This is a genomic window from Falsiroseomonas sp. (genome assembly GCF_051860665.1).
Lineage (GTDB): Bacteria > Pseudomonadota > Alphaproteobacteria > Acetobacterales > Acetobacteraceae > Falsiroseomonas.
Map to the genome: position 1 here is coordinate 337024 of NZ_JBHYDM010000002.1, position 24067 is coordinate 361090.

The 24067-nt window shown below is 72.7% G+C and carries 17 protein-coding genes and 1 tRNA gene; 10 read left to right on the forward strand and 8 right to left on the reverse strand.

Going from position 1 to position 24067, the window contains the following annotated elements; genetic code table 11:
• Nucleotides 1–47: 47 nt before the first annotated feature.
• Nucleotides 48–2174: an ATP-dependent DNA helicase RecG gene (recG, locus tag ACTIF1_RS03340; protein ID WP_439594947.1), complete on the forward strand. Its 2127-nt coding sequence runs from the start codon at nucleotides 48–50 to the stop codon at nucleotides 2172–2174.
• A gap of 7 nt (nucleotides 2175–2181) precedes the next feature.
• Here the strand turns inward: recG and ACTIF1_RS03345 are convergent, their stop codons facing one another.
• On the reverse strand, nucleotides 2182–4263 hold the full coding sequence (locus tag ACTIF1_RS03345) for a methyl-accepting chemotaxis protein (protein ID WP_439594948.1): 2082 nt from the start codon (nucleotides 4261–4263) through the stop codon (nucleotides 2182–2184).
• A gap of 134 nt (nucleotides 4264–4397) precedes the next feature.
• Between ACTIF1_RS03345 and ACTIF1_RS03350 the strand changes: the two genes are divergently transcribed.
• The 6 genes from ACTIF1_RS03350 to ACTIF1_RS03375 all read left to right on the forward strand — a co-directional run bounded on the left by ACTIF1_RS03350 (nucleotide 4398) and on the right by ACTIF1_RS03375 (nucleotide 11151).
• On the forward strand, nucleotides 4398–5138 hold the full coding sequence (locus ACTIF1_RS03350) for an ABC transporter ATP-binding protein (protein WP_439594949.1): 741 nt from the start codon (nucleotides 4398–4400) through the stop codon (nucleotides 5136–5138).
• A complete protein-coding gene (locus ACTIF1_RS03355; protein ID WP_439594950.1) occupies nucleotides 5138–5869 on the forward strand; it encodes an ABC transporter permease subunit in 732 nt (243 codons plus the stop codon). Before ACTIF1_RS03350 ends, ACTIF1_RS03355 begins: the two co-directional genes overlap by 1 nt.
• 5 nt (nucleotides 5870–5874) lie before the next feature.
• On the forward strand, nucleotides 5875–7809 hold the full coding sequence (locus tag ACTIF1_RS03360; RefSeq protein WP_439594951.1) for a Gldg family protein: 1935 nt from the start codon (nucleotides 5875–5877) through the stop codon (nucleotides 7807–7809).
• Nucleotides 7806–8894, forward strand: coding sequence for a DUF4340 domain-containing protein (locus ACTIF1_RS03365; RefSeq protein ID WP_439594952.1), 1089 nt, complete (start codon nucleotides 7806–7808; stop codon nucleotides 8892–8894). The genes ACTIF1_RS03360 and ACTIF1_RS03365 overlap by 4 nt, the downstream gene beginning before the upstream one ends.
• A complete protein-coding gene (locus tag ACTIF1_RS03370; protein ID WP_439594953.1) occupies nucleotides 8891–9340 on the forward strand; it encodes an NUDIX hydrolase in 450 nt (149 codons plus the stop codon). The genes ACTIF1_RS03365 and ACTIF1_RS03370 overlap by 4 nt, the downstream gene beginning before the upstream one ends.
• A gap of 62 nt (nucleotides 9341–9402) precedes the next feature.
• Nucleotides 9403–11151 carry an ATP-binding protein gene (locus tag ACTIF1_RS03375; RefSeq protein ID WP_439594954.1) on the forward strand — a complete coding sequence of 583 codons (1749 nt, stop codon included), beginning with the start codon at nucleotides 9403–9405 and terminating at the stop codon, nucleotides 11149–11151.
• Nucleotides 11152–11154: 3 nt separating this feature from the next.
• Here ACTIF1_RS03375 and ACTIF1_RS03380 read toward each other — a convergent pair whose 3' ends face one another.
• The 4 genes from ACTIF1_RS03380 to ACTIF1_RS03395 form a co-directional block, all read right to left on the reverse strand.
• Nucleotides 11155–11331, reverse strand: a complete 177-nt coding sequence (locus tag ACTIF1_RS03380) for a hypothetical protein (RefSeq protein WP_439594955.1) — start codon at nucleotides 11329–11331, stop codon at nucleotides 11155–11157.
• Nucleotides 11332–11405: 74 nt separating this feature from the next.
• On the reverse strand, nucleotides 11406–12395 hold the full coding sequence (gene msrP / locus ACTIF1_RS03385) for a protein-methionine-sulfoxide reductase catalytic subunit MsrP (RefSeq protein ID WP_439594956.1): 990 nt from the start codon (nucleotides 12393–12395) through the stop codon (nucleotides 11406–11408).
• 49 nt (nucleotides 12396–12444) lie between these two features.
• Nucleotides 12445–13884 (reverse strand): ArnT family glycosyltransferase, encoded by a 1440-nt coding sequence (locus tag ACTIF1_RS03390; protein ID WP_439594957.1) that lies wholly within the window; start codon nucleotides 13882–13884, stop codon nucleotides 12445–12447.
• On the reverse strand, nucleotides 13881–14975 hold the full coding sequence (locus ACTIF1_RS03395) for a glycosyltransferase (RefSeq protein WP_439594958.1): 1095 nt from the start codon (nucleotides 14973–14975) through the stop codon (nucleotides 13881–13883). Before ACTIF1_RS03395 ends, ACTIF1_RS03390 begins: the two co-directional genes overlap by 4 nt.
• Before the next feature lie 206 nt (nucleotides 14976–15181).
• Between ACTIF1_RS03395 and ACTIF1_RS03400 the strand changes: the two genes are divergently transcribed.
• Both ACTIF1_RS03400 and ACTIF1_RS03405 read left to right on the forward strand, forming a co-directional pair.
• The gene (locus tag ACTIF1_RS03400) at nucleotides 15182–16894 is read left to right on the forward strand and encodes an ATP-binding protein (protein WP_439594959.1); all 1713 of its coding nucleotides are present in this window, start codon (nucleotides 15182–15184) and stop codon (nucleotides 16892–16894) included.
• A gap of 213 nt (nucleotides 16895–17107) precedes the next feature.
• Entirely contained in the window at nucleotides 17108–21325 is a 4218-nt protein-coding gene (locus tag ACTIF1_RS03405) for an EAL domain-containing protein (RefSeq protein ID WP_439594960.1), read from the forward strand.
• Nucleotides 21326–21354: 29 nt separating this feature from the next.
• On the opposite strand, the gene nhaA is transcribed toward ACTIF1_RS03405, so the two are convergent.
• Complete coding sequence (gene nhaA / locus ACTIF1_RS03410; RefSeq protein ID WP_439594961.1) at nucleotides 21355–22566, reverse strand: Na+/H+ antiporter NhaA; 1212 nt, start codon at nucleotides 22564–22566, stop codon at nucleotides 21355–21357.
• Between the two features lie 275 nt (nucleotides 22567–22841).
• Here nhaA and ACTIF1_RS03415 point away from each other — a divergent pair, with 275 nt between their 5' ends.
• Nucleotides 22842–23357, forward strand: coding sequence for a hypothetical protein (locus tag ACTIF1_RS03415; RefSeq protein WP_439594962.1), 516 nt, complete (start codon nucleotides 22842–22844; stop codon nucleotides 23355–23357).
• Between the two features lie 54 nt (nucleotides 23358–23411).
• Here the strand turns inward: ACTIF1_RS03415 and ACTIF1_RS03420 are convergent.
• Together ACTIF1_RS03420 and ACTIF1_RS03425 are read right to left on the reverse strand one after the other, a co-directional pair.
• Nucleotides 23412–23487 (reverse strand) — tRNA-Lys (locus ACTIF1_RS03420).
• A 40-nt stretch (nucleotides 23488–23527) separates the two neighbouring features.
• Entirely contained in the window at nucleotides 23528–24061 is a 534-nt protein-coding gene (locus ACTIF1_RS03425; protein WP_439594963.1) for a peptidylprolyl isomerase, read from the reverse strand.
• Between the last annotated feature and the right edge of the window lie 6 nt (nucleotides 24062–24067).

Genomic DNA, 24067 nt, shown 5'->3' on the forward strand with positions numbered 1-24067 from the left:
GCTCTCGGCGAATTCGGGGTAGCACGCGCAGCATCATATAGAGGCCCATGGGAATCCTGTCAGCACGCGGCCCCCAGATTGCGCCGGACGCGCCGGTGGATGTGACGCCGCTGCTGGCGCCGCTGGCCGGGCTGCCGGGGGTTGGGAAGACCCTCGCGGCGCTGCTGGCGGAGGCCGCGGGCGGCGAGCGCGTCCTCGACCTGCTGCTGCATCTGCCGGAGCGGGTGGTGATCCGCCGCCGCGCCGCGACCCCGGCGGAGGCGCCGCTGGACCAGGATTGCGTGCTGGAGGTGGTGGCGCTGTCGCATCGCGCGGCGCGCTCCGGCCGCAGTTTTCGCCCCTTTGTCGAGGTCCGCGCCGAGTCGGGTGGGCGGCCGCTGGTGCTGCGCTTCATGAACGGGCGCCTGCCCTGGATCATGAAGCTGCTGCCGGTGGGCGAGACCCGCTACCTGGCGGGCCGGGTGCAGACGGAGGGTTCGAACGGCTTCGCCATGATGAACCCGGCGGTGGCCGAGCAGGAATCCGGCCTGCCGCTGGTGGAGCCGGTCTGGCCCATGGTGCGCGGCCTGACACCGAAGCGCATCGCCGCCGCCATGGAGCAGGCCCTGGCCCGGCTGCCCGATTTTCGCGAATGGGCCGACCCGCCCCTGGTGGCGCAGGAGGCCTGGCCGGGCTTCGCCGCCGCCATCCGCGGCCTGCAAAGGCCCACCGGCCCCCTGCCCGCCTTGCCGCGCCGGCGCCTGGCCTATGACGAGCTGCTCGCCCACCAGGTGGCGGTGGCGCTGGTGCGGCGGCGGCAGCGGGAGCGCGCCGGGCGGGCGATGCCCGGCACCGGGGCGCTGGCCGAAAGGGCGCTGGCCGCCTTCGGCCACCTGCCCACCCCCGGCCAGGCCCAGGCCCTGGCGGAAATCTCGGCCGACATGGCCAGCCCCCGCCGCATGCTGCGCCTGGTGCAGGGTGATGTCGGCTCCGGCAAGACGCTGGTCGCGGTGCTCGCCATGCTCCAGGCGGTCGAATCCGGCGCCCAGGCCGCGCTGATGGCGCCCACCGAGCTGCTGGCCCGCCAGCACCTGCGGACACTGGAAAAGCTCTGCATCCCCGCGGGGGTGCAGGTGGAGCTGCTGACCGGCAGCGTGAAGGGCGCGGCGCGCAAGCGGGTGCTGCGCGGGCTCGCGGATGGGATGGTGCAGGTGGTGGTCGGCACCCATGCCCTGTTCCAGGAGGCGGTGGTCTTCCGCGACCTCGGCCTTTCGGTGGTGGATGAGCAGCACCGCTTCGGCATCGGCCAGCGGCTGATGCTGGCCCGGAAGGGCCAGGACGCGGACATGCTGGTGATGACCGCCACCCCCATCCCCCGCACCCTGCTGCTGACGCAATGGGGCGAAATGGCGGTCTCCCGGTTGGAGGGCAAACCCGCCGGCCGCCAGCCCATCGCGACGCGCATCGTCAGCCAGGACCGGCTGCCGGAGGTGATCGACCGCCTCGGCGAGGCGCTGGCGCGCGGCGAGCGGGCCTATTGGGTGGTGCGCGCCATCACTGGCGGGGAGCGTGACGATTCGGTCGCCGCCGAGGACCGTTTTGCGGAGCTCGCCGCGCGCTTCCCCGGCAAGGTCGGCATGGCGCATGGGGTGCAGGAGCTGGCGGTGCGCGAAGCCGCGCTGGCCGATTTCGCCGCGGGCCGCACCCAGCTTCTGGTGGCCACCACCGTCATCGAGGTGGGCGTCGACGTGCCGGACGCCACCATCATGCTGATCGAGCAGGCAGAACGTTTTGGCCTCGCCGCCCTGCACCAGCTGCGCGGCCGGGTGGGGCGCGGCGCGAAACCTTCCTCCTGCCTGCTGGTCCACTCCCCCGCCCTGGGCGAGGCCGAGAAGCGCCGCCTGCTGGTGCTGCGCGACACCGAGGATGGTTTCCGCATCGCCGAGGAGGACCTTTTCACGCGCGGCGGCGGCGAGGCGCTGGGCGCGCGGCAATCCGGCCTGCCGGGTGCCCGCCTGCTGGACCCGAAGGAGGAGGCGGAGGAGATCGCCCGCCTCACCCACCTCGCGCACCAGGACGCGGCCGTGCTGCTGCACCGGGACCCGGAGCTCGCCACGCCGCGCGGCCAGGCCGCTCTCGGGCTGCTGGCGCTGTTCGGGCACGACACGACCCTGGCCACCCTGGACGCGGGATAGAACAGCCTCAGGCCGCGCGGACCTCGTCGAGAAAACGTTCCACCTGCACCCGCAGCGTCTTCGCCACCCCATCCACCTCCTGCACCGCCGTGAAGACTGTGTCGGCCGCGATGCCGGTCATCTGGCTGTCATTCGCCACCAGGCTGATGGTGCCGGTCACCTCCTGCGTGCTGGTCGCGGCCATCGCCACGCTGCGGGCGATTTCCTGCGTCGCCGCGCTCTGCTGCTCCACCGCCGCGGCGATGGCGGTGGCGGAGCCGTCGATGCCCGTGATGCCCTGGGCGATGGAGCGCGTGGCCTCCACCGCGGCCTGGGTCGCGGCGCCGATCTCCTGCACCAGGGTGGCGATGCCGTCCGTCGCCTTCGCGGTCTCCACCGCCAGGTTCTTCACCTCGGAGGCCACCACAGCAAATCCCTTGCCGGCCTCGCCCGCCCGCGCCGCCTCGATCGTCGCATTCAGCGCCAGCAGATTGGTCTGCCCGGCGATGCGGCGGATCAACCCCACCACCTCGCCGATCCGGTCGGCGGCATTCGCCAGGTTCTGCACCACGCCTTCCGTCCGCTCCGCCTCGGCGCTCACCTGCCGGGCTTCCTGCGCGGAGCCCTGGACCCGGGCCGTGATCTCGCGGATCGAGGCACCGAGCTGTTCCGTGGCGGCGGCCACGGTGTTCACGCTGCCCATTGCCATCTCGGCGCTGCTGGCGGCGCTGGTCGCCTGCTGGCCGGTGCGCCCGGCCTGTTCCCGCATCTGGCCCGCCGCCCCCTGGAGCCGCGCGCCGGCACCGCCGAGATTCTCCAGCGCGCCGGCGACCCCGGCCTCGAAGCCGCGGCAGAGCGTCGCCACGCTCTCGGCCCGCTCCAGCTGCGCCTGCTGCTGGACGGCGCGCTCGGCGCGCAGCGCCTCGGCCCGCGCCGCGCCCTCGCGCAGCGCCTCCAGCGCCTCGGCCATGCTGCGCAGCTCATCTGGCTGGCGCGGCAGCGGCACCGGGGTGGCGAGGTCGCCGGCAACCAGCCGGCCGACGGCGAGGTTCAGCGCCCCCACCGGCCGCGCCAGCCGGCGCAGCAGCACCACGGTGGCGACCAGGCTCAGCGCGAGCGTCAGGGCCAGGATGGTGGCGGCGACGACGAGGCCGCGCCAGGCCGCATCCTCCGACGCCTCGGCATTCTCCACCGCCGCATCCAGGGCGGCGGTGCCGATGGCCACGATGGCGCCGAAAGGCGCATTGCACATCCGGGTCCATTCGGCCGCGGGCATCAGCGGGCGGTTGCTGCCATCGAGGCGGGCGACGGCATCGCGGATCGCGGCATTGGCCTGGTCCACCTGCCCGGTGGCCGTCGCCAGCGCCTGGCGCAGCGCCGGGCTGGCGCCGTCGCGGGCCAGAAGCGCTTCCAGCGTCTCGCGGCCCGAGGTGGCAGCCTGGCGGACCCGCGCCCAATCGGCCTGGGTCTCCGCCCCCAGCGGGGCGGAGGTGGCGATGGAGGCGCGCAGAAGGGAGCATTGCTGGCCGAAGCCGGAGCGCCATTCCCAGGCCTGCTGGCGCAGCATCACCAGCTCCGCGGCCAGCGGGCTGGTCATGCGCATGCGGGCGCTGACCACCTGGCCAAGATCGTTCACCGCATCGCCGACATCGCGCTGCGCCTGGGACAGCGGGGCGAGGCTCCGCAGGTCGCGCTCGGCACGCGGGCGGGCGTAGAGCGGGTCGAGCGCCGGCATCAGCGTGCCGACCTTGGCCAGCGCCCCCTGCAGCGCCCGCAGCGGCGCGGCCAAAGCGGGGTCGGCCTGGCGGGCCACCGCCTCCAGCGTCCGGCGCGTGGTGGCATCCACCTCCCGCAGCATCGCCTCGATGTGAGGCTTCGGATTGTCCTCCGTCAGCATCGCGGTCTGGATGACGGAGGTGGGGCTGCGCTGGGCCTGGGCCAGGGCGAAGATCAGGCGATCCAGCTCCGCCACGCTGCGCGAATCCTGCGCGACGGCCAGGCCTGCCAGGCTCTGTTGCAGCTGGACCCCCGCCATGGCCAGCAGGGCCAGCAGCGGCACGGCGAAGAGGACACCCAGGAGCCTGACGACCGAATGGCGCAGAATGGTCATGGAGCGGGGGGTCCTTGGTATCGATCCCGCCAGGGATTAGCCCGATCTCATGAATCCGGCGGTAACGCGCGCGGCCGGGGGGCTTGCATCCCTCCCCCCGCCTCCTTAATCGCCGCGCTGAGTAAAACCGGGGGGTGTCGGCATTGACCGCGCTGATCGAGATCGAGCGGCTGACCAAACGCTTCGGGGCCTTCACGGCCGTGGATGATGTGACGTTTTCCGTCGCCCGCGGCGAGGTGCTGGGCTTCCTCGGCCCGAATGGCGCGGGCAAGTCCACCACCATGCGGATGCTGGCCGGCTTCATGACGCCCACCTCCGGCACCGCCCGCATCTGCGGCGAGGATGTGGTGGACCGCCCCGTGCCGGCGAAGCGCCACCTGGGCTTCCTGCCCGAAGGCGCGCCGACCTATCCCGAGATGACGGTCACCGGCTTCTTGCAGTTCTGCGGCCGCGCCCGCGGGTTTCATGGGTCCGCGCTGCGCGACCGCGTCGACCATGCCATGTCGCTGACCCAGCTCGAAGGCGTCCGCCTGCAGCCGGTCGAGACATTGTCAAAAGGCTTCAAGCGGCGGGTGGGGCTGGCGGCGGCGCTGCTGCACGACCCCGCCGTGCTGGTGCTGGACGAGCCGACGGACGGCCTCGATCCCAACCAGAAGCACGAGGTCCGCAACCTGATCCTCTCCATGGCGCCGACCAAGGCCATCGTGATTTCGACCCATATCCTGGAGGAAGTGGCCGCCGTCTGCACCCGCGCCGTGGTCATCGCGCGCGGCCGCGTGGTGGCGGATGCGACGCCGGCGGAACTCGCCGCCAAGGGCCCCAGCATGGATGCCGTCTTCCGCGCGCTCACCTTGCCTGAATCGGAGGCCGCGTGATGGGTGGCATGGTCACCGTCTTCCGCCGCGAGCTGGCGGGCTATTTCGCCACGCCCGTGGCCTATGTCTTCATCGTCATCTTCCTGGTGATGGCCGGCGCGCTGACCTTCACCCTGGGCAACTTTTTCGCCCGCGGCCAAGCCGACCTGCAGCCCTTCTTCACCTTCGTGCCCTGGCTGTTCCTGTTCCTGGTGCCGGCGCTGACCATGCGCTTGTGGGCCGAGGAACGCCGCCTCGGCACCATCGAGCTGCTGCTGACCCTGCCGCTGGCGCAGTGGGAGGCGGTGGTCGGCAAATTCCTGGCGGCCTGGGCCTTCTGCGCCATCGCCCTGGCGCTCACCTTCCCGCTGGTCATCACGGTAAACCTGCTCGGCAACCCCGATAACGGCGTGATCCTGACGGGCTATCTCGGCTGCCTGATGGTGGCCGGCGCCTTCCTGGCGGTGGGTGCGGCGATCTCCGCATTGACGAAGAACCAGGTCATCGCCTTCGTCCTCGCCGTCGCAGCCTGCTTCTTCCTGACCGCGGCTGGCAGCCCCGTGGTGACGGAGTTCCTGTCGCAGCGCCTGCCACAACTGGCCGATATCGCGCGCAGCATCAGCATCACGGAGCGTCTCGGCGGCTTCACCCGCGGCGTGATCTCGGCGCGGGATGTCGTGTTCTTCGCCTCCTTCATGGCCTTCTTCCTCTTCGCGAACACCATCGCGATCGACCAGCGGAAGGCGGATTGAGCCTCATGAGCACCACCACCCTTCCCCCCGCCAAGGTCCAGGGCAAGCGCGGCTTCTCCGCCCTTCTGGCCCTGGGGCTGGCCGCCGTGCTGCTGGTCGGCGTGAACATGCTGGCGGACCGCCTGCTGTCCCGCGCCCGCATCGACCTGACGCAGAACCGCCTCTACACGCTCTCCGACGGCACCCGTCAGGTGCTGCAGGGCCTGGCCGACCCGGTCACCTTCCGCGTCTTCTATTCCCGCCGCCTCGGCGCCGCGATCCCGCTCTATGGCGCCTATGCCGAGCGGGTCCGCGCGATGCTGGAGGAATATGCGGCCGTCTCCGGCGGCAAGGTGCGCCTGGAATTCTACGACCCCGAGCCCTTCTCGGAGACCGAGGACCGCGCCATGGCGCTCGGCATCCAGGGCGTGCCGGTCGATCAATCCGGCGAGCAGGTCTATTTCGGCCTGGCCGGCGTGAACCTGCTGGACGACGAGCGGACCATTCCCTTCTTCCAGCCGGATCGGGAGCGTTTTCTCGAATACGACCTGACGCGGATGGTCTGGGAGCTGTCGAATCCCGCGCGACCGGTGCTCGGCGTCATCTCCTCCCTGCCGCTGAATGGCGATCCGCGCGCGATGATGATGCGCCAGCCGGGCGTGGGTCAGCCCTTCGTGGTGATGAACCAGCTGCGCAACTTCTACACGGTGCGCGACGTGGCGATCGACGCGCAGGTGATCGAGCCCGATGTGCAGGTGCTGCTGGTGGCGCATGCCCAGAACCTGTCGGAGGCCACGCTCTATGCCATCGACCAGTTCGTGATGCGCGGCGGGCGGCTGATCGCGCTCACGGATCCGCATAGCGAAAGCCAGGCCTCCCGCCCCTCCCCGGGCCAGCGGCCGGCGACCGATACCTCCTCCTCCCTGTCGCGGCTGCTCAATGCCTGGGGCGTCGAGGCGCCGTCCGACAAGGTGGTGCTGGACCTGCGCGGCGCCTGGCGCGTGCGGGCCGATCCGCGCGACCGGGTGCAGGCGGTGGACTACCTCGCCTGGTACAATGTGCCGACCGAGGGGCTGAACCGCACCGAGGTCGCGACCGCCGAGCTGCAGCAGGTCACCGTCGCCTCCGCCGGCGAGGTGCGGCGGCGCGAGGGGTCGAATGTGGAATTCACCCCGCTGGTCACCAGCAGCACGCGCTCCATGCTGGTCGATGCCGCCGCCGTGCGCACGGACCCAAGCCCGGCGCGCCTGCTGGCGGATTTCCGCCCGGATGACACGAGCCGCACCATCGTGGCCCGCATCCGTGGCCCCCTGACCAGCGCCTTCCCGGCCCCCCCGGCGCCGCCCGAAGGCGCCGAACGCCCGGCCGATTTCCCGGCGCATCGCGCCAGCACGGAAGGCCCGGCCAACCTCATCGTCGGCAACGATGCCGATATCCTGGAGGATCGCTTCTGGGTCCGCACCCAGGACTTCTTCGGCCAGCAGGTGGCAACCCCGATCAGCGACAACGGCGCCTTCGTCATCAACCTGGCCGACAGCATGGCCGGCGGCGAGGCGCTGGTCTCGCTGCGCTCCCGCGGCGAATCGCTCCGCCCCTTCGCGCTCGTGGACGACATCCGCCGCGACGCCGAGGCGCAGTTCCGCCAGACCGAGCGCGGTCTGACGGAGCGCCTGGAAGCCACGGAACGCCGCCTGCGCGAGCTGCGCCAGGGCGGTGGCCAGGGCCAGGCCAATGCCGTCATCACCCCGGAACAGCGCGCCGAGATCGACGCGGCGCGGGCCGAGATCGTCCGCACCCGCGGCCAGCTGCGCCAGGTTCAGCTGGAGCTGCGGCGGGACATCGAGCGGCTGGAGACCTGGCTGCGGCTGGTCAATATCGCCCTGGTCCCGGCGCTGCTGACCCTGTTTGCCATCGGACTCGGCGTGATGCGCAGCCGACGCCGCGCGGGGGCACGGGCATGAGGCGCCGCACCCTCCTCGCCCTCGGCGGCACGGCCGCCGCCGCCGTGGGCGCCGCCATCCTGCTGACGCCGGACCGCGCCAGCCCGCCGCCGGCCTCGGCCAGCGACCTCGCCTTTCCGGGCCTGGCGCCGCGCCTGGCCAATGCCGCTTCCATCGAGGTGAAGCGCCATGACGGCACCCTGCTGGTCCGCCGCGCCGGCGAGTCCTGGGTGCTGCCCGCCAAGGCGGACTACCCGGTGCGGCCGGAGCGGGTGCGCGAATTGCTGGTGGGGCTGACCGAGCTGCGCCTGACGGAGCCGCGCACCGCGAACCCCGAGATGCTGGACCGGCTGGGCCTCGACGATCCTACGCGGCCCGCCGCCACCTCCTCCCTCCTCCGGGTGCTGGATGCGCAGGGCGCGCCGGTGGCGGAGCTGGTGGTGGGCCGCCGCCGCGTGCGGGTGCAGGGCAATGTGCCGGAATCGGTCTATGTCCGCCGCCCCGCCGAGACCCAGGCCTGGCTGGCGGAAGGCCGGCTGCCCCTGGATTCCGACCCGAACCTCTGGATCGACCGCGACCTGGCCAATATCCCGCGCGACCGGGTGCGGGGCGTGACCGTCATGCGCCAGGGCGAGCCGCCGCTGATCCTGCGCCGCGGCGCCGATACCGACGCGCCGCTGGCGGTGCTGGAGCCGACCACCACGCCGGAGCTGGACGAGATCAGCCTGGACGAGGTGGCGCGCGGCTTCGAATTCCTGACATTTCTGGACGTCCGGCGTGCCGCCGAAATTCCCGGCGAGCGGCTTGGCGAGGGCCGCTTCGAGCTCACCGACAACCTGCGCATTACGGTCACGGCACATAAGGACGGCGAGACGCTCTGGGCGACGCTGGCGGCGGAGGGCGATGACGAGGCGGCGCGGCTGAACGCGCGCTGGCGCGGCTGGGCCTATCAGCTCGGCCAGTGGAAGGAGAAGTCCTTCGTGCCGCGGCTCACGGATCTGCGGAAGCAGGAGGCCAGCGCCCCGGCCGCCCCCGGCAGCGAGGCCCCGGCCACGCTGACGCCGAGCGAGACCCCCGACCCGCCGGCCGCCGCCGCGCCGCAATGAGCGAAAATCCACGCGAGTATCCGACCCGCCCCTGGGTCGGCATCGGCGTGGTGCTGCTGCGCGGGGAGGAGGTGCTGCTGATCCGCCGCGGCCGCCCGCCGCGCCTGGGCGAATGGTCCCTGCCCGGCGGCGGCCAGCGCCTGGGCGAGACAGCGGAGGCCTGCGCCCGCCGCGAATTGCTGGAGGAGACCGGCGTCGAGGCCGGGCCGCTGGAGCTGCTGGCGGTGGTCGATGCCATCACCCCGGGCGCGGCCGGGCGCGGCCCGCGCTTCCACTATACCATCATCGACTATGCGGGCCGCTGGCACGCCGGCACCGCGCGGGCCGGCGGGGATGTCTCCGAGGTCGCCTGGGCCCGGCTCGATGCGCTCGGCCCCTATGCGCTGTGGCCGGAGGCGCTGCGCGTGATCGCCCTGGCCCGGCAGCGCATCCCGCCGGCGGGATAGGCCCTGCAACTATCGCGATTGTGCAGTGGCCCGGCCGGGCCGCGGTGCCAGTTTGCCGATGGATGCGGATAGCCCTGACCCAGGATCACGCCGGGCCGATCGCCCCGCGCAGGCATCGCCGCCCGCGCGGCTTCGCCCTGCTGTGGTGCGCGGCCATCCTGCTGCCCTCGCTCGGCGTGGCGGGCAGCGGGCTGGTGGCCTGGCGCGACATCCAGGCGGATCTGCGCGGCCAGCTGGAGCGCAGCGTCGAGATGCTGCGCCAGCACGCGCTGCGCGCCTTCGGCATGCAGGAGGCGATCCTGGTCGCCGTCGCCCGCGCCATCGCCGACCGGGAGTGGGAGGAGCTGCGCCAGGACGCGGCACTGCACGGGCTGCTGCGGGATCTCGTCGCGGCCGGGGCGCCGCTGGTGCGCGCCGTGGCGGTGGCGGATGACGCGCATCGGCTGGTCGCGGTCTCCACCGAATTTCCCGCCCGCCCCATCGACCTCTCGGACCGCCCCTACCTGGCCGCGCTGCGCCAGGGCGCGACCCAGACGGTGGGCGAGGTGCTGGAGGCGCGGCCGACCGGCTGGCCCGCCTTCGGCATTGCCCGCCAGGCGGCGCCACGGCCTGGCGAGACGAGCGGGCGGGGCGTCCTCATCACCGCCTTCAGCCCGGAACCGCTGGCCGCCTTCTATGCCTCGGTGGCGGAGGAAGCGCGCGACGTGCTGGCGCTGATCCGGCTGGATGGCGCGGTGCTGGCCCGCCATCCCCCGCTGCCCCAGGGTGCGGCGACCGGCCCCAATCCACAGGTGGCGGCACAGCTGGCGGCCAGCCTGGCCCGCCCGCCCGGCGCCGCCCCCCTGCTGGTGAATTCGGCGCTGGATGGCGTGCCGCGGCTCTTCCTCGCGCGCCAATTGGGCGACTGGCCCGTGGCGGTGCTGCATGGCCGCGACCACGCCGCGATCTGGTCCGATTGGCGCCGGCGCATGCTGGCGCCGCTGGCCAGCGGCCTGGGCGCCACCGCGCTGCTGCTGGCGCTGACCGGCTTCGCCGCGCGCGGCGCCCGGCGGCAGCAGGATGCGGCGGAGCGGCGGATGACAGCGGAATCCCGCCTCGCCGGCGCCAGCCGGGCCGCGTCCATCGGCCTGCTGGCGGCCGGCCTGGCGCATGACGTGAAGAACCTGGTCCAGGCGGTGCGCAGCGGCGCCCGGCTGATCGACCAGCGGGCGGAGGACCCGGCCGAGATCCGTCACTGCGCCGGGCTGCTGGCCCAGACCGCCGATCGCGGCGGCAAGCTGGCCGAGGCCATGCTCGCCTTCGCCCGCGGCGGCGAGGCCCCGGGCGAATCCCGGCTCGAGATGCTGCCGGCGCTGCACAGCCTGGCGGAGCTGCTGAACCGCACGCTGGGCAGCGGCTGGCGCATCAAGGCCACGCTGCCGGAGGCCCTGCCCGCCGTGCGCGGCGACCGCGCGGGCTTCGAGGCGGCGGTGGTGAACCTGGCCGCCAATGCGCGGGATGCCATGCCGCGCGGCGGCACGGTGGTACTCGCCGCCTGGCTGGAGGAGGTGACGGAAGCGCCCGCGGCCGATGGCCTGGCCCCCGGCCGCTACGTGGTGACGGCGGTCAGCGACAGCGGCGACGGCATGCCGGTGGAAATCCTGGCCCGCATCGGCGAGCCCTTCTTCACCACCAAGCCGCAGGGCATCGGCACCGGCCTGGGCCTGGCCACCGTGCGCGGCTTCTGCGAGCGGGCGGGCGGCATGCTGCGGATCGACAGCGAGCCGGGCCGCGGCACCACCGCCGCCCTCTGGCTGCCGGCGATCGACTGACCGCTATCCCCGCCGCCGCGCCAGCCCCGCCAGCAGCACCGCGCCCAGCACCGCCGGCACCACCCAGGAGGGCGCCTCCAGCACCGGCAGGAAGACCCAGTCCCAGAGCTCGGGCAGGATGCGCCGCTGCACGCCGGCCTGCAGCGTGTTCAGGAATTCCGGCCAGATGCGGAAGATCACGGCGCCGAGCGGCGCGCTTCCATGCCAGCCGGCCAGCGCCGCGGCGCCGGCCAGCAGCAGCAGGCCGAGGGTCCTCAGGCCCAGAGCCTTTCATTCTGCAAATTGGTGTAGAGCCCGGCGACGAAATCGCCATAGCCGTTGAACAGCCTGGTCGGCACGCGCTCGTTGCTGCCGATCAGCCGCTCCGTCGCCTGGGACCAGCGGGGATGCGGCACCTGCGGATTCACATTGGCCCAGAAGCCGTATTCGCTGGCCTGCAGCGTCTCCCAGAAGGAGACCGGGCGCTGGTCCGTCAGGGTGATGCGCGCGATCGACTTGCCGGACTTGAAGCCATATTTCCACGGAAAGACCACGCGGAAGGGCCCGCCATTCTGCGGCGGCAGCGGGCGGCCGAACAGGCCCACGGGCATGAAGGTCAGCTCGTTGGCTGCTTCCTCGATGGTGCAGCCCTCGATATGCGGCCAGGGATACCAGGACTGGCGCAGGCCGGTCATCACCTCGGGCTTCTGGGCCGTCTCGAAGCGCACGAACTTCGCCGAGCCCAGCGGCTTCGCGATGTCGAGCAGCTTCGACAGCTGGAAGCCGGTCCAGGGCACGGTCATGCCCCAGGCCTCGACGCAGCGCAGGCGGTAGACGCGCTCCTCCAGCCCCACCCTGCGGATCAGGTCGTCCACGTCGAATTCGCCGGGGCTTTCGACCATGCCATCCACCTTGATGGTCCAGGGCCGCATCGGCATGCGCAGCGCCGTGCTCCAGATGCCCTTGTCGCTGCCGAACTCGTAGAAATTGTTGAAGGTGACGGCGTCGCGCTCGGGCGAGAGGGCGCGATCGGCCGGGTAGCGGGTGTTGCGCATGGCCGGCGGCAGGTCGGGCAGCTCGGCCGGCAGGCGGGTCCAGGGGTCGGCGGGTTCGCTGCGGCGCCAGAACTGCGCCTTGGCGACGCTGGGCGCGAGCATGGCGCCGGCGCCGGCGGCGGCCATCAGGGCGCGGCGGTTCAGCACCAGGTGTTCCGGGGTCGCCTGGCTTTCGGGGATTTCCCAGCCGCGCGGTCGCTTGATCAGCATGGTGGTCTCCGCCTTTGCGCTTCAAAGCTTCGGTCGCGGCCCCGTTTCGTCAAGGACGCGGCAGGATCGCGGTGGGTGGCAGATCCGGCCGCGTCTCGATCCGGAAGGCGCGGTAGCGCTCCGCCTCGATCCCCCGCCGGGCCCGCAGCAGGGGTCCGTCTGCGCGCGCGATGGGCTCGGCTCCGGGCCAGTCGGGTGCGCTGTCCCGTCTTTCGCTCTGCACCAGCAGGCCGGTTACGCCGGGGACGGGGCGCGGCAGGTTAAAAAGCGCCCATCGGGGATTGAGCGCCACCACCGGAATGCCGGGCGGCAGGTGCAAAGCGAGTTCCGAGGCCAGGCCGTATTCCTCCGCCGCGACGAATCCGGCGCCGATGCGCCGGCGTTCGGCCTCCACCGCCTGGGCCAGTTCCGGCCAGCCGCCAAGGCGCGCCAGGGTCGGGTCCTGGCGGCGGCCGAGCGGCAGGGGCGCGAAGGCGGCCTGGACATAGACAGCCAGGGCGAGGACGAAGCCCAGCGCCACCGCCGGACGCTGCAACCGCGCCAGCCGGGCGGGCAGGAAGGCCGCCGCGGCGATGCAGGCGGCGGGGTAGAGGATGGCGGGCCAGTTGCCCTGCACCCGGCTGCCCGTCGCCTGCCACAAGAACAGCCCCGCGCCCGGCAGCACCAGCGCCGCCAGCAGCCCCGCCGCCGCATCGCCGCGCGCCCAGCGCCGCGCCGCCACGGCGACGCCGACGACGCACAGGCAGAAGACCAGGGGCGTGGCGAGGCCGATCTGGCCGCCCAGCAGCTCGCCCAGGTAGCGCAGCGTGAAGCCGGCCTCGTCCGTGCCGGCGCGGCCGCCCTGCTTGGCGAAGGAGGCCCAGCCGTTGCGGGCGTTCCACAGCACCACCGGCAGGAAGACCAGCCCCGCCAGCGCGCCGCCGGCATAGAGCCGCCAGTCCCGCCACCAGCGCCAGGCGTCGCGGCAGGCGATCAGCCACAGCACCACGCCCGCGCCCAGCAGCACCGCCGTGTATTTGGAGAAGAGCGCCAGGCCCGCGAGCAGCCCGAAGGCCAGCCACCAGCGCCCATCCTGCGTCGCATGCAGCCGCGCCAGGGCCCAGAGCGCGGCGGTCCAGAAGACCAGCAGCGGCAGGTCGGGCGTGACCAGGATGCCGCCGACGCCGACCAGCAGCGTCGCATTGAACAGCGCCGCCGCCCAAAGCCCTGGCCGCCGGTCCGGAAACATCGCATCGGCGGTCCGCGCCAGCAGGAGGGAGGCCACGGCGATGGAAACCGGCCCGACCAGCCGGATGCCGAAGGCGGTCTCGCCGGCCAGCAGCGTGCCGGCGCGTATGAACCAGGCGACCATCGGCGGATGATCCAGGTAGCCGCCCTGCAGCGTGCGCGACCAGACCCAGTAATAGGCCTCGTCCGGCGCCAGCGGCACGAAGCCGGCGACCAGCAGCCGCAGCGCCGTGACCGCCAGCAGCAGCCAGAGCGCCGTCATCTGGCGCGCCAGACCAGGGTGGAGGACACGGCGTAGTTCCAGACCACGGTGATCAGCGCCCCCGCCGCCCCCGCCATGCCCCAGGCCAGCACGCCATCCCGCACCAGCAGCCCGGCGATGCCGACATTGGCCGCGGCGCCGATGCCGCAGACCAGGTAGAAGATGGCGAGCCCCCGCCACAGCGCCGCGCCGCGCAGCCGCGCATCGCGATAGGTGATGCGGTTGTTCAGCACGAAATTGGCGGTCATCGCCACGAAGGTGGCGCCCCATTGCGCCGCCTGGAAGCCGAGCGGCCCGACCAGCAGCGCCAGCGCCGCCATATGCACCAGCAAGCCCAGCGCGCCGACCGCGGCAAATGACAGGAAGCGCAGCGGGACCACGCCGCCGGTCGCCTTGTCCAGCAGCAGCCCGGCGAATTCCAGCAGCACCGTGGCGTCCAGCTTGCTCTCGCCGGCCAGGCGCGAGCGGAAGCTGTAGGGCACTTCCGCCACCTTCAGCCTGCGGCGCGCCGAGAGCAGGATATCCAGCAGGATCTTGAAGCCGCGCCCGGCGACCCTCGGCGCCACTTCCTCCACCAGGTCCCGCCGCAGCAGGAAGAAGCCGCTCATCGGATCGGCCACCGGCACCGGCAGCAGCAGCCGCGCCAGCCTCGCCCCGCCATCCGAAAGCGCCCCGCGCGCGGCGGAAAAGCCGCCCTGCGCCGCGCCGCCCGCCACGTGGCGGCTGCCGATGGCGATATCGGCACCGCCCTCCACCGCCGCCAGCAGCGCCGGCAGGATGGTCTCGTCATGCTGCAGGTCGCCATCCATCACCGCGACGAAGGGCGCGGAGACGGAGAGGAAGCCCTCCATGCAGGCGGAGGCCAGGCCGCGCCGGCCGATCCGGCGGATGCAGCGGATGCGCGGATCCACCGCCGCGATGGCGCGCGCGGCCGCCGCCGTGCCATCGGGGCTGTCGTCGTCGACGAAGACCGCCTCCCAGTCCAGCCCGGCCAGCGCGGCCTCGAGCCGGGCAACCAGGGGGGCGACGTTCGCGGCCTCGCGGAAGACCGGGATGATGACCGACAGGCGGGCGGGCGGATGCGCGTTCACCCGCGCCGTCTAGCCTGCCGCCCCCGGCACCGCCAGCATGCGGGCGCCGATGCTCAGCAGGCGCTGGCGAAGAATAGCGGATGGCGCTGCGGCCCCGCGGCCGGGTAGGTTATTGGCATGACGTATCGCTGGCACCGGCCCACAGGCCGGCCTCCCTGCCGGCGGGCTTGCCTGGACTGGACACCTGCCGCGGGAACGTGGCGGTGGTGACACCGCTGCCCGCCCCGCCGCCGCGGCACCCGCGCGTGCTGTGGATGCTGCGCGCCTTCGCCGTGCTGCTGCCGCTAGCGGCGCTGGTGGCGGCCGGGATCAGCACCTTCCACACGGTGGAACAGGCGGCGCGCGGCCGGGTGCAGCGCGCGGCCGATATGCTGCACGAACACGCGCTGCGCGCCTTCGAGGCGCAGGAACTCACCATCGCGGCCATCGAGCAGCGGCTGGAGGATACGGCCTGGGAGGATGTGGCCAGCCAGCCGGCGCTCTATGCCTTCCTGCGCGCGCTGGATGCGGTGAACCCGAATTCCGGCGGCGTCGCCCTGATCGACCCGCGCGGCCTGCTGGTGATGTCGAGCGCCCAGCCCTTCGGCACCCCGCCGCACGATGTCGCGCACCGGGACTATGTCGCGGCGATGCGCGTCGGGGCCGCGATTCCGGAAGCGCCCTTCATCGGCCAGGTGGTGCGCGCCGTGGCCTCGGGCAAGCCGGTCTTCCCGATGGTGCGGGCGCGCCAGCGGTCGGATGGGCTGAGCGATGGCGGATCGATCCTCGCCTCGCTCTGGCCGGTGAATTTCGAGTCCTTCTACCGCTCCATCCTGGAGACGCCGGCGGATTCGGTGACGCTGTTCCGCCTGGATGGCGCGCTTCTGGCCGCGGTGCCGCCGCCGGCGGAGCCGGAGGGCGCGGCGCTGCCGCGCGCGGCGGGGGAGATGCTGCGGGCGCTGCGGCGCGGCCCGGTGGAGACGCTGCGCGGCCCCTCACCGATCGATGGCGAGCCGCGGCTGACCGCCTTCCGACGGCTCACGCGGCACAATGTCGGCATCGCCTATGGGCTGTCGCTGGGCGCATTGCAGCGGGACTGGCGGCGGCTGATGCTGGGACCGCTGGTCAGCGCGGCGCTCGGCATGGCGCTGCTGCTGGCCGCCACCTGGCAGGCGGAACGGGCGATGCGCAACCGGGCGCTGGCGGAGGCGCGGGCGCGTGCCTCCGAACGCCAGGCGACGCTCGGCCTGCTGGCGGGCGGGCTGGCGCATGACTTCGGCAATATCACGCAATCCGTCGCCGCGGCGGCGCGGCTGCTGGCCCGGGATGCGGAGGATCCGGCGCGGGTACGTGCCCTCGCCGGCCAGCTCGGCGGCCATGCGGAGCGCGCCACCTCCCTCTCCCGCCGCCTGCTGGAGACGACGCGGCGCAGCAATCCGGCCGCGCCGATGGCCGAGCCGGTGGATGTCTCCGCCTCGCTGCGCGAGATGGCGGAGCTGCTGGATGCCACGCTCGGCGCCGGCATCCGTGTGCGCTGCGAGGTGCCGGGCGGGCTGCGCAGCGCGCCGGGGATCGACCGGGCGGAGCTGGAGACGGCGCTGATCAACCTGGCCGCCAATGCGCGGGATGCCATGCCGCAGGGGGGCGAGGTGCGGATCCTCGCCAACCGCCTCTCCGTCCCGCCGCACCCGGCCGGGGCACCGGAGCTGATGCCGGGCAACTACCTGCGCATCACGGTGCGCGATGGCGGGCTGGGCATGTCGCCCGAGACGCTGGCACGGCTCGGCGAGCCCTTCTTCACCACCAAGCCGGAAGGCCGGGGCACCGGCCTCGGCCTCGCCATGGTCGCGGCCTTCCTGCGCGCCGCCGGGGGCGCGCTGGCGGCCGAGAGCCGCCCGGGCCAGGGCACCGCCATCCATATGCTGCTGCCGGCCGGCTGAACCGCGGGCCTTCCCGCGCGATCTCCCTTCCCTCTCCGCCCTGCGCCTGCACCCTCGCGGGGAAGGGCTTGGCCCGCCGCGGCTCATCCCGCGAGCGTGACGGTATTTGCCTTTCAATACCGAGAAAATTAATGTCTGATGCTACCTGCAGTTGCCAAAGATTAATCGTTGCCACCCTGGAGAGAAGCGAGACCAGCCTTGTCGTCCGCCGCTTTGCCCGCGAACGAGGTCGAACGCCTCCAGGCGCTGCATGCCACCGGCATCCTCGACACCCCGCCCGATTCCCGCTTCGATGCCTTCGCGCGTCTGGCGGCGCATCTCTGCGGCACACCGATGGCTTTCGTATCCTTGATCGATGCGGACCGGCAGTGGTTCAAGGCCGCGATCGGGTTGAATGTCTGCGAAGGCCCGCGCCGCACCGCCTTCTGCGCCCATGCGATCCTGCAGCCGGACCGCGTGATGGTGGTGGAGGATGCGGCGCAGGATCCCCGCTTCCGGGACAATCCGGCGGTCCTCGAAGCCCCGCATGTGCGCTTCTATGCCGGCGCGCCGATCATCGACCGCCAGGGCCATGCGCTCGGCACGCTGGCCGTGGCGGATCACCAGCCGCGCAGCCTGCCGGCCACGGCGGCCCGGGCGCTCGCCGATATCGCCCAGGGCGTCGCCGCCGCCATCGAGCTGCGCAGCAGCCTCGATTCGGCCCAGTCCGCCGCGCTGCGGGACCCGCTGACCGGCCTCGGCAACCGTCCCCTGTTCGAACAGCGGCTGGAGGAGGCGATCGCGCTGGCGCGGGGGCCGGAGGGGCATGCCTTCGCCGTCTTCTGCCTCGACCTCGATCGATTCAAGGCGGTGAACGACCTGCTGGGCCATGCCGGCGGCGATGCGCTGCTGCGGGAGGCGGCGCGGCGGCTCACCGCCTCGGTCCGCGCCGCGGATACGGTGGCCCGCCTCGGCGGCGACGAATTCGCGGTCATCCTCTCCGGCCCCGTGACGCACCAGGAGGCGGAGGCGCTGGCGGTGCGGCTGATCGAGGCGCTGAGCGCCCCCTTCGAATACGAGGGCCAGCCGGTGCCGATCCGCACCTCCGTCGGCTATGCGCTGGCACCCGCCGATGGGCTGGATTCCGATGCGCTGCTGCGACGCGCCGACAATGCCCTCTATGCCGCGAAGAACCAGGGCCGCGGCCGGCAGATGCGCTTCGACCCGGCGATGGAGGGGCAGCTCGCCGGCCGCCAGGCGCTGGAGCGGGACCTGCGCGCGGCGCTCGCCCATGGCGCCTTCCGCTTCGAATGGCAGCCGGTGGCGGATGCCAATACCGGGCGCATCGTCAGCTGCGAGGCGCTGCTGCGCTGGGACCGGCCGGGCTACGGCCCGGTTTCCCCCTCCGTCTTCGTGCCGATCGCGGAGGCCTGCGGCCTGGGCGGCATGCTGGACGAATGGGTGCTGCGGGAGGGCTGCCGCCAGGCCGCCGCCTGGCCGCAACCGCTGAAGGTGGCACTCAACGTCTCCGCCTCCCGCTTCCATCTGGGCGGCCTGGCCGGGCTGGTCGCCAGCCTGCTGCGCGATTCCGGCCTGGCGCCGGACCGGCTGGAGCTGGAGGTCACCGAGGGCACGCTGATCAAGGACGAGGCGGCGGCCGCGGTGACCATCGAGGAGCTGCACGTGCTGGGCGTGCGGGTGGCGCTGGACGATTTCGGCACCGGCTATTCCTCGCTCGGCTATCTGCATGCCCTGCCGCTCGACAAGGTGAAGCTCGACCGGTCCTTCATCCGCGACATCGATGGCAGCGAGCGCGCCCGCAACGTCATCCGCGCCGTGCTGCAGCTGTGCCGCGGCCTCGGCATCAAGGCCTGCGCGGAGGGGGTGGAGACACAGTCGCAGCTGGATTTCCTGCGCGCCGAGGGCTGCGACCTGATCCAGGGCTACCTGATCGGCCGCCCTGCCCCCACGCCGCCACTGGAGCCGCCCGGCCCGCCGGCCGCGGCCGGCTGGAAGCTGGCGGCGCGGCCCGAGATCCCCCCCGCGGCCCCGCGCCTCAGCCAGCACAGCAGCCGCTGGGGTCGCGGCGTGCGGCGCCGCTGGGCCGGCTTCGGGTTGCTGGCCATGCTGCCAATGCTGGTCTTCTCCGCCTGGCTGTTCGAGACCGAGGCCAAAGATCGCATCCTGACCGCGGAGGATCAGTCCCTCGCCGTTGCCGTGCAGGGAGCGCGGGAAGTGACGGCGCTGTTCGACCAGGCCCGCACCCTGCTGACGGCGCTGGCCCGCGTGCCCGAAGTGACGGCGAGCTTCCAGGCGACGCCCGATGCCGGGCCCTGCCAGGTGGTGCTCAGCGAGATCGCCGCCACCGCCCCCTGGCAGCATTCGCTCGCCGTGATCGGTGTGGATGGCGGGCTGCGCTGCGCCAGCCGCGAATCGGACCCCTTCAGCTTCAGCCATATCCCGCAATTCCAGGCGGTCCTGCAGAGCAAGGCGGAGGTCTTCTCCGATCTGCGCCATTCACCGCTGGGCGGCGCACCGACCGTCTTCCTGATGCTCCCCGTCCTCGACGCCAACGGCGACATCCTCGCGGTGATGAGCGCCGGACTCGATTCGGACTGGCTGATGCGGATCATCGCGAGCAGCGCGGCGCCCGGGTTCCGCATCGGCGTGGTGGACAGCCGCGGCCGGCTCGTGGCGCTGCATCGGCCGCTGACCGATGGCATGCCGCAGAGGCAATGGGAGCCGGGGCAGGACGCCAGCCGCCATCCCGCAGTCCGCGCCGCGCTCCCCGCGGCCGCGCCCGGCGTGCTGCGGGCCCCGATGTTCGACGGCACGACCGGCATCTTCGCCTATGCCCCCCTCGGCCATGGCGGCGCGCGGGTGATCGTCGGCATCAGTGAGGACGAGCTGCTGGCCCCGGTGCAGCGGCGCCGCCTGCTCTCCTACCTGCTGCTCGGCCTCAGCAGCCTGGTGCTGCTGGGCCTGGTGCTGGTGCTGGGCGAGGTGATGGTGCTGCGGCCGATCCGCCGGCTGGGCCAGACCGTGGACCGGCTGGCCGATGGCGACCTGTCCGCCCGCGTCGGGCTCGATATGCGCGTGGCCACGCCGGAGCTGGCGGCGCTGGCCAGCCGGCTTGACCACATGTCCGGCCGCCTGGCCTCGGCGCTGGAGACGGCGCGCGCGGCGAGCGCGGTGAAGTCCCGCTTCCTCTCCGCCGCGAGCCATGAGTTGCGCACGCCGCTGAACGGCATCCTGGGCTGGGCACAGCTGCTGCTGCGCGACAAGTCCCTGGCGCCCGACCACCGCGAGCAGGTGAAGACCATCGCCGAGGCCGGCGAGCACCTGGCCAGCGTGGTCGGCCGGCTGCTGGAGATCAGCACCATCGAGGCCGGGCGCGCCGAGGCGCCGCGGCTGGAGCCGACCGATGCGGCGGCGCTCGCGCGGTCCTGCATCGACCTGCTGCGCCCGGGGGCGGACCAGAAGGGCCTGTCGCTGCGGCTGGAGGTGGCGGCGGATGTGCCGCGCCTCGTGCTGATGGACCGCGCGCGGGTGCGGCAGATCCTGCTGAATCTGCTGGGCAATGCGGTGAAGTTCACCGAGACGGGCGGCGTCACGCTGCGCCTGTTCAAGCCGCTGGAGGGCCGGCTGCGCTTCGACGTGGCCGATACCGGCCCGGGCGTCTCGCCGCTGCTGAACGGACGCCTGTTCCAGGATTTCGTCCGCTATGACCCGCGCGGCACCGGGGCGGCGGGCTCCGGCCTTGGGCTCGCCGTCTCCGCCCGCTTCGCGGCGCTGCTGGGCGGGCAGATCGAATATGAGCCGGCGCCGGGCGGGCGCGGCAGCGTCTTCTGGCTCGAACTGCCGGCGGTGGCGGCGGCCGATGCGCCCCTGGGCGCCGCCGCGCGCCTGAGCCCGCCGCTGGGCCTGCTGCCGGGCGCCGCCGCCAATAGGGAGCCGCCGCTGCCGCCGATTCCCGGGCCGATGCCGCTGCCTGGGCCGGCCCTGCCGCTGCCGGCGCCCCTCGGCCACGGCACCCGCCGCCCCCTGCGGATCCTGGCCGCCGATGACGTGGCGGCCAACCGCCTGCTGCTGCGCGCGACGCTGGAGGCGGTGGGCCATAGCGTGGAGCTGGTGGCCGATGGCGCCGCGGCGGTGGAGGCCGTGGCCCGGGCGCCGGGAAGCTACGACGCCGTGCTGATGGATGTGCAGATGCCAGGCATGGATGGGCTGGAGGCGACCCGCCGCATCCGCGCCCTGCCCGGCCAGATCGGCCACCTGCCGATCCTGGCGGTGACCGCCGGCGCCTTCCGCGAGGATATCGCGGCCTGCCACGAGGCCGGCATGGACGGGCACGTGGAAAAGCCGATCCGCGTGGCGACGCTGGAACAGGCGCTGGCGGAGGCCGTCGGTGCCTCCGCCACGCCGGAGCTGGCGCGTCGCGCCTCCGCCTGAGGCGCGGCGCCGCCCTTCAGCGCCGCCCTTCAGCGCCGCCCGGTGCGCGGCGCCGGGATGCGCCGCGGCGCCAGGCGCAGCAGCAGCCAGCCGGACAGGCCCGCCGCCAGCGACCCCATGAGGATGCCGATCTTCACCTGGTCCTGCAGCAGCTGGGATTCGGCGAAGGCCAGCAGGCCGATGAAGAGGCTCATGGTGAAGCCGATGCCGCAGAGCAGCGAGACGCCCAGCAGCTGCGCCCAGCTCGCCCCCATCGGCAGCTCCGCCCAGCCGATGCGGATGGTCAGCGCGGCGAAGCCGAAGACGCCGATCAGCTTGCCGAAGAGCAGCCCCATGGCGACGCCGAGGGTCAGGTTGTTGCCGAGCGTCGCCCAGGTCACCCCCTCGAAGCTGACGCCGGCATTGGCGAAGCCGAAGATCGGGATGACCAGGAAGGCGACCATGCCGTGCATGCCGTGCTCCAGCCGGTGCAAGGGCGAATCCGCCACGCGGTCGGGCGCGGCCGGTGCCGGGCGCAGCGGGATGGTGAAGGCCAGCAGCACGCCCGCCACCGTGGCATGCACGCCCGAGCGCAGCACCAGCAGCCAGAGCACCAGCCCGAGCAGCAGATAGGGCCAGAGCTTCAGCACGCCGGCCCGGTTCATGGCGACGAGCCCGGCCAGCACCGCCACCGCCAGGCCGAGATCGAGCATGGAAATCGCGCCGGTATAGAAGACCGCGATGATCGCCACCGCGCCCAGGTCATCGATGATCGCCAGCGCCGTCAGGAAGACCTTGAGCGAGGTCGGCACCCGCGAGCCCAGCAGGGACAGCACGCCGAGCGCGAAGGCGATGTCGGTGGCGGCCGGGATCGCCCAGCCCCGCACCGCGGCGGGGTTCGAGGCGTTGAAGGCCAGGTAGATCAGCGCCGGCACCAGCATGCCGCCCAGCGCCGCGATGCCCGGCAGCGCACGGCGCGACCAGGTGGAGAGCTGGCCGTCCAGCACCTCCCGCTTGATCTCGAGGCCGACCAGCAGGAAGAAGACGGCCATCAGCCCGTCATTGATCCAGTGCAGCAGCGAAAGCGGGCCGATATAGCTGGAGAGCGCGCCGAAATAGGCCGGCGCCAGGGGCGAATTGGCCACCACCAGCGCCAGCAGCGCGGTCCCCATCAGCACCAGCCCGCCCGAGGCCTCATTGGCCATGAAGGTCCGCAACAGCGATATCGGGCGGCCTGGGCGGCTGGAAGCGTGGTCTGCCATGCGGGGGAAAGTCCTTCTGTTCCTGGGAGTTGCGCAGGCGCCCCGGCGCGCCGCAGTGCCCCGGGCCGGTGCCTTGGGTCCGGCCGTTCCTGCAAGCGCTGGCCGACGCCCCCGGAAGGGGCACCGCGCGACGAATGGCCGTTTCCTTACCGATTGGTGGATGCTTTGCAATCAAAAGCGGCGTGTACGCATGGCGCGCAGGCCGGGCGGCACGGCCGATTGACAGGCCCGGGGCGCGGGCGAAGACTCTATCCGCTCAAGGAGGAGGCCAGGACATGGCGCTGACGCTCGAAGCCTTTGCCGCGCAATGCAAGGCGGCCCTGCAGGACCATCCCGGCACGGCGGGCCGCGAGAAGCTCTGCACCCTGGTGCGGGAGGCGCTGAAGGATGCCGATTTCGTCGCCGCCCAGATCCCCGAGGGCACGCCCGAACGCCAGGTGATCTACGAGGATCCGGAGCTGGGCTTCACGGTGCTGGCGCATGCCTATGCCGGCGCCAAGACCAGCGGCCCGCACGACCACGGCCCGACCTGGGCGATCTATGGCCAGGCGGCCGGCGAGACGGTGATGAGCGACTTCGACTGCATCAGCCGGCCGGACGGGCTGAAATCCGGCAAGGCGCTGCGGGTGCGCGACTATACCCTGCGGCCGGGCGATGCGCATCTCTATGAGCCCGGCGTGATCCACGCCCCCCGCCGCGACGGCCCGACCCGGCTGCTGCGGATCGAGGGGCTGAACATGGATCGCGTGAAGCGCCTTCCCTACAGCGAGGTGCAGGCGGCGGAGGTCTGAGCGCGCCGCCGGACGCGCCCCGCGTGGATGGGGCGCGTGCGGGGCCGGATGCATTGGTGAGCCCGGTGGGACTCGAACCCACGACCCCATGATTAAAAGTCACGTGCTCTACCGGCTGAGCTACGGGCTCGGGGTGCGCGCGGCCCCGGGAAGGGCCGCGCGGAGGCGTGTTAGGCGTCGGCAGCCGGGGTGCTGTCAACCCCCGCGGCGCCCGTGGCGCTGCCGAGGCGCATGGACTTCACCCGGTCCGGATCCCGCGCGATCCCGTTCGGGCCCTGGCCCCGCTTGATCTTGTCGACCAGATCCATGCCATCCACCACGCGGCCCCAGATGGTGTACTGGCCATCCAGGCTCGGCGCCGGCGCGAACATGATGAAGAACTGGCTATTGGCGCTGTTCGGGTTGTTGGTGCGCGCCATGCCGCAGGTGCCGCGCAGGAACTTCGCCTTGGCGGGCGGGCTGAATTCCGCCGGCAGGTCCGGATGCTCGGAGCCGCCGGTGCCGGTGCCGGTCGGGTCGCCGCCCTGCGCCATGAAGCCTTCGATCACGCGGTGGAAGGGCGTGTTGTCGTAGAAGCCGGCGCTGGCCAGCGTCTTGATCCGCTCGACATGGGCCGGCGCCAGCTCGGGCAGCAGCTCGATGGTCACCACGCCGCTGGCCAGTTCCAGCAGCAGCGTGTTCTCGGGCGCGATGGATGCGCTCATGGTCTC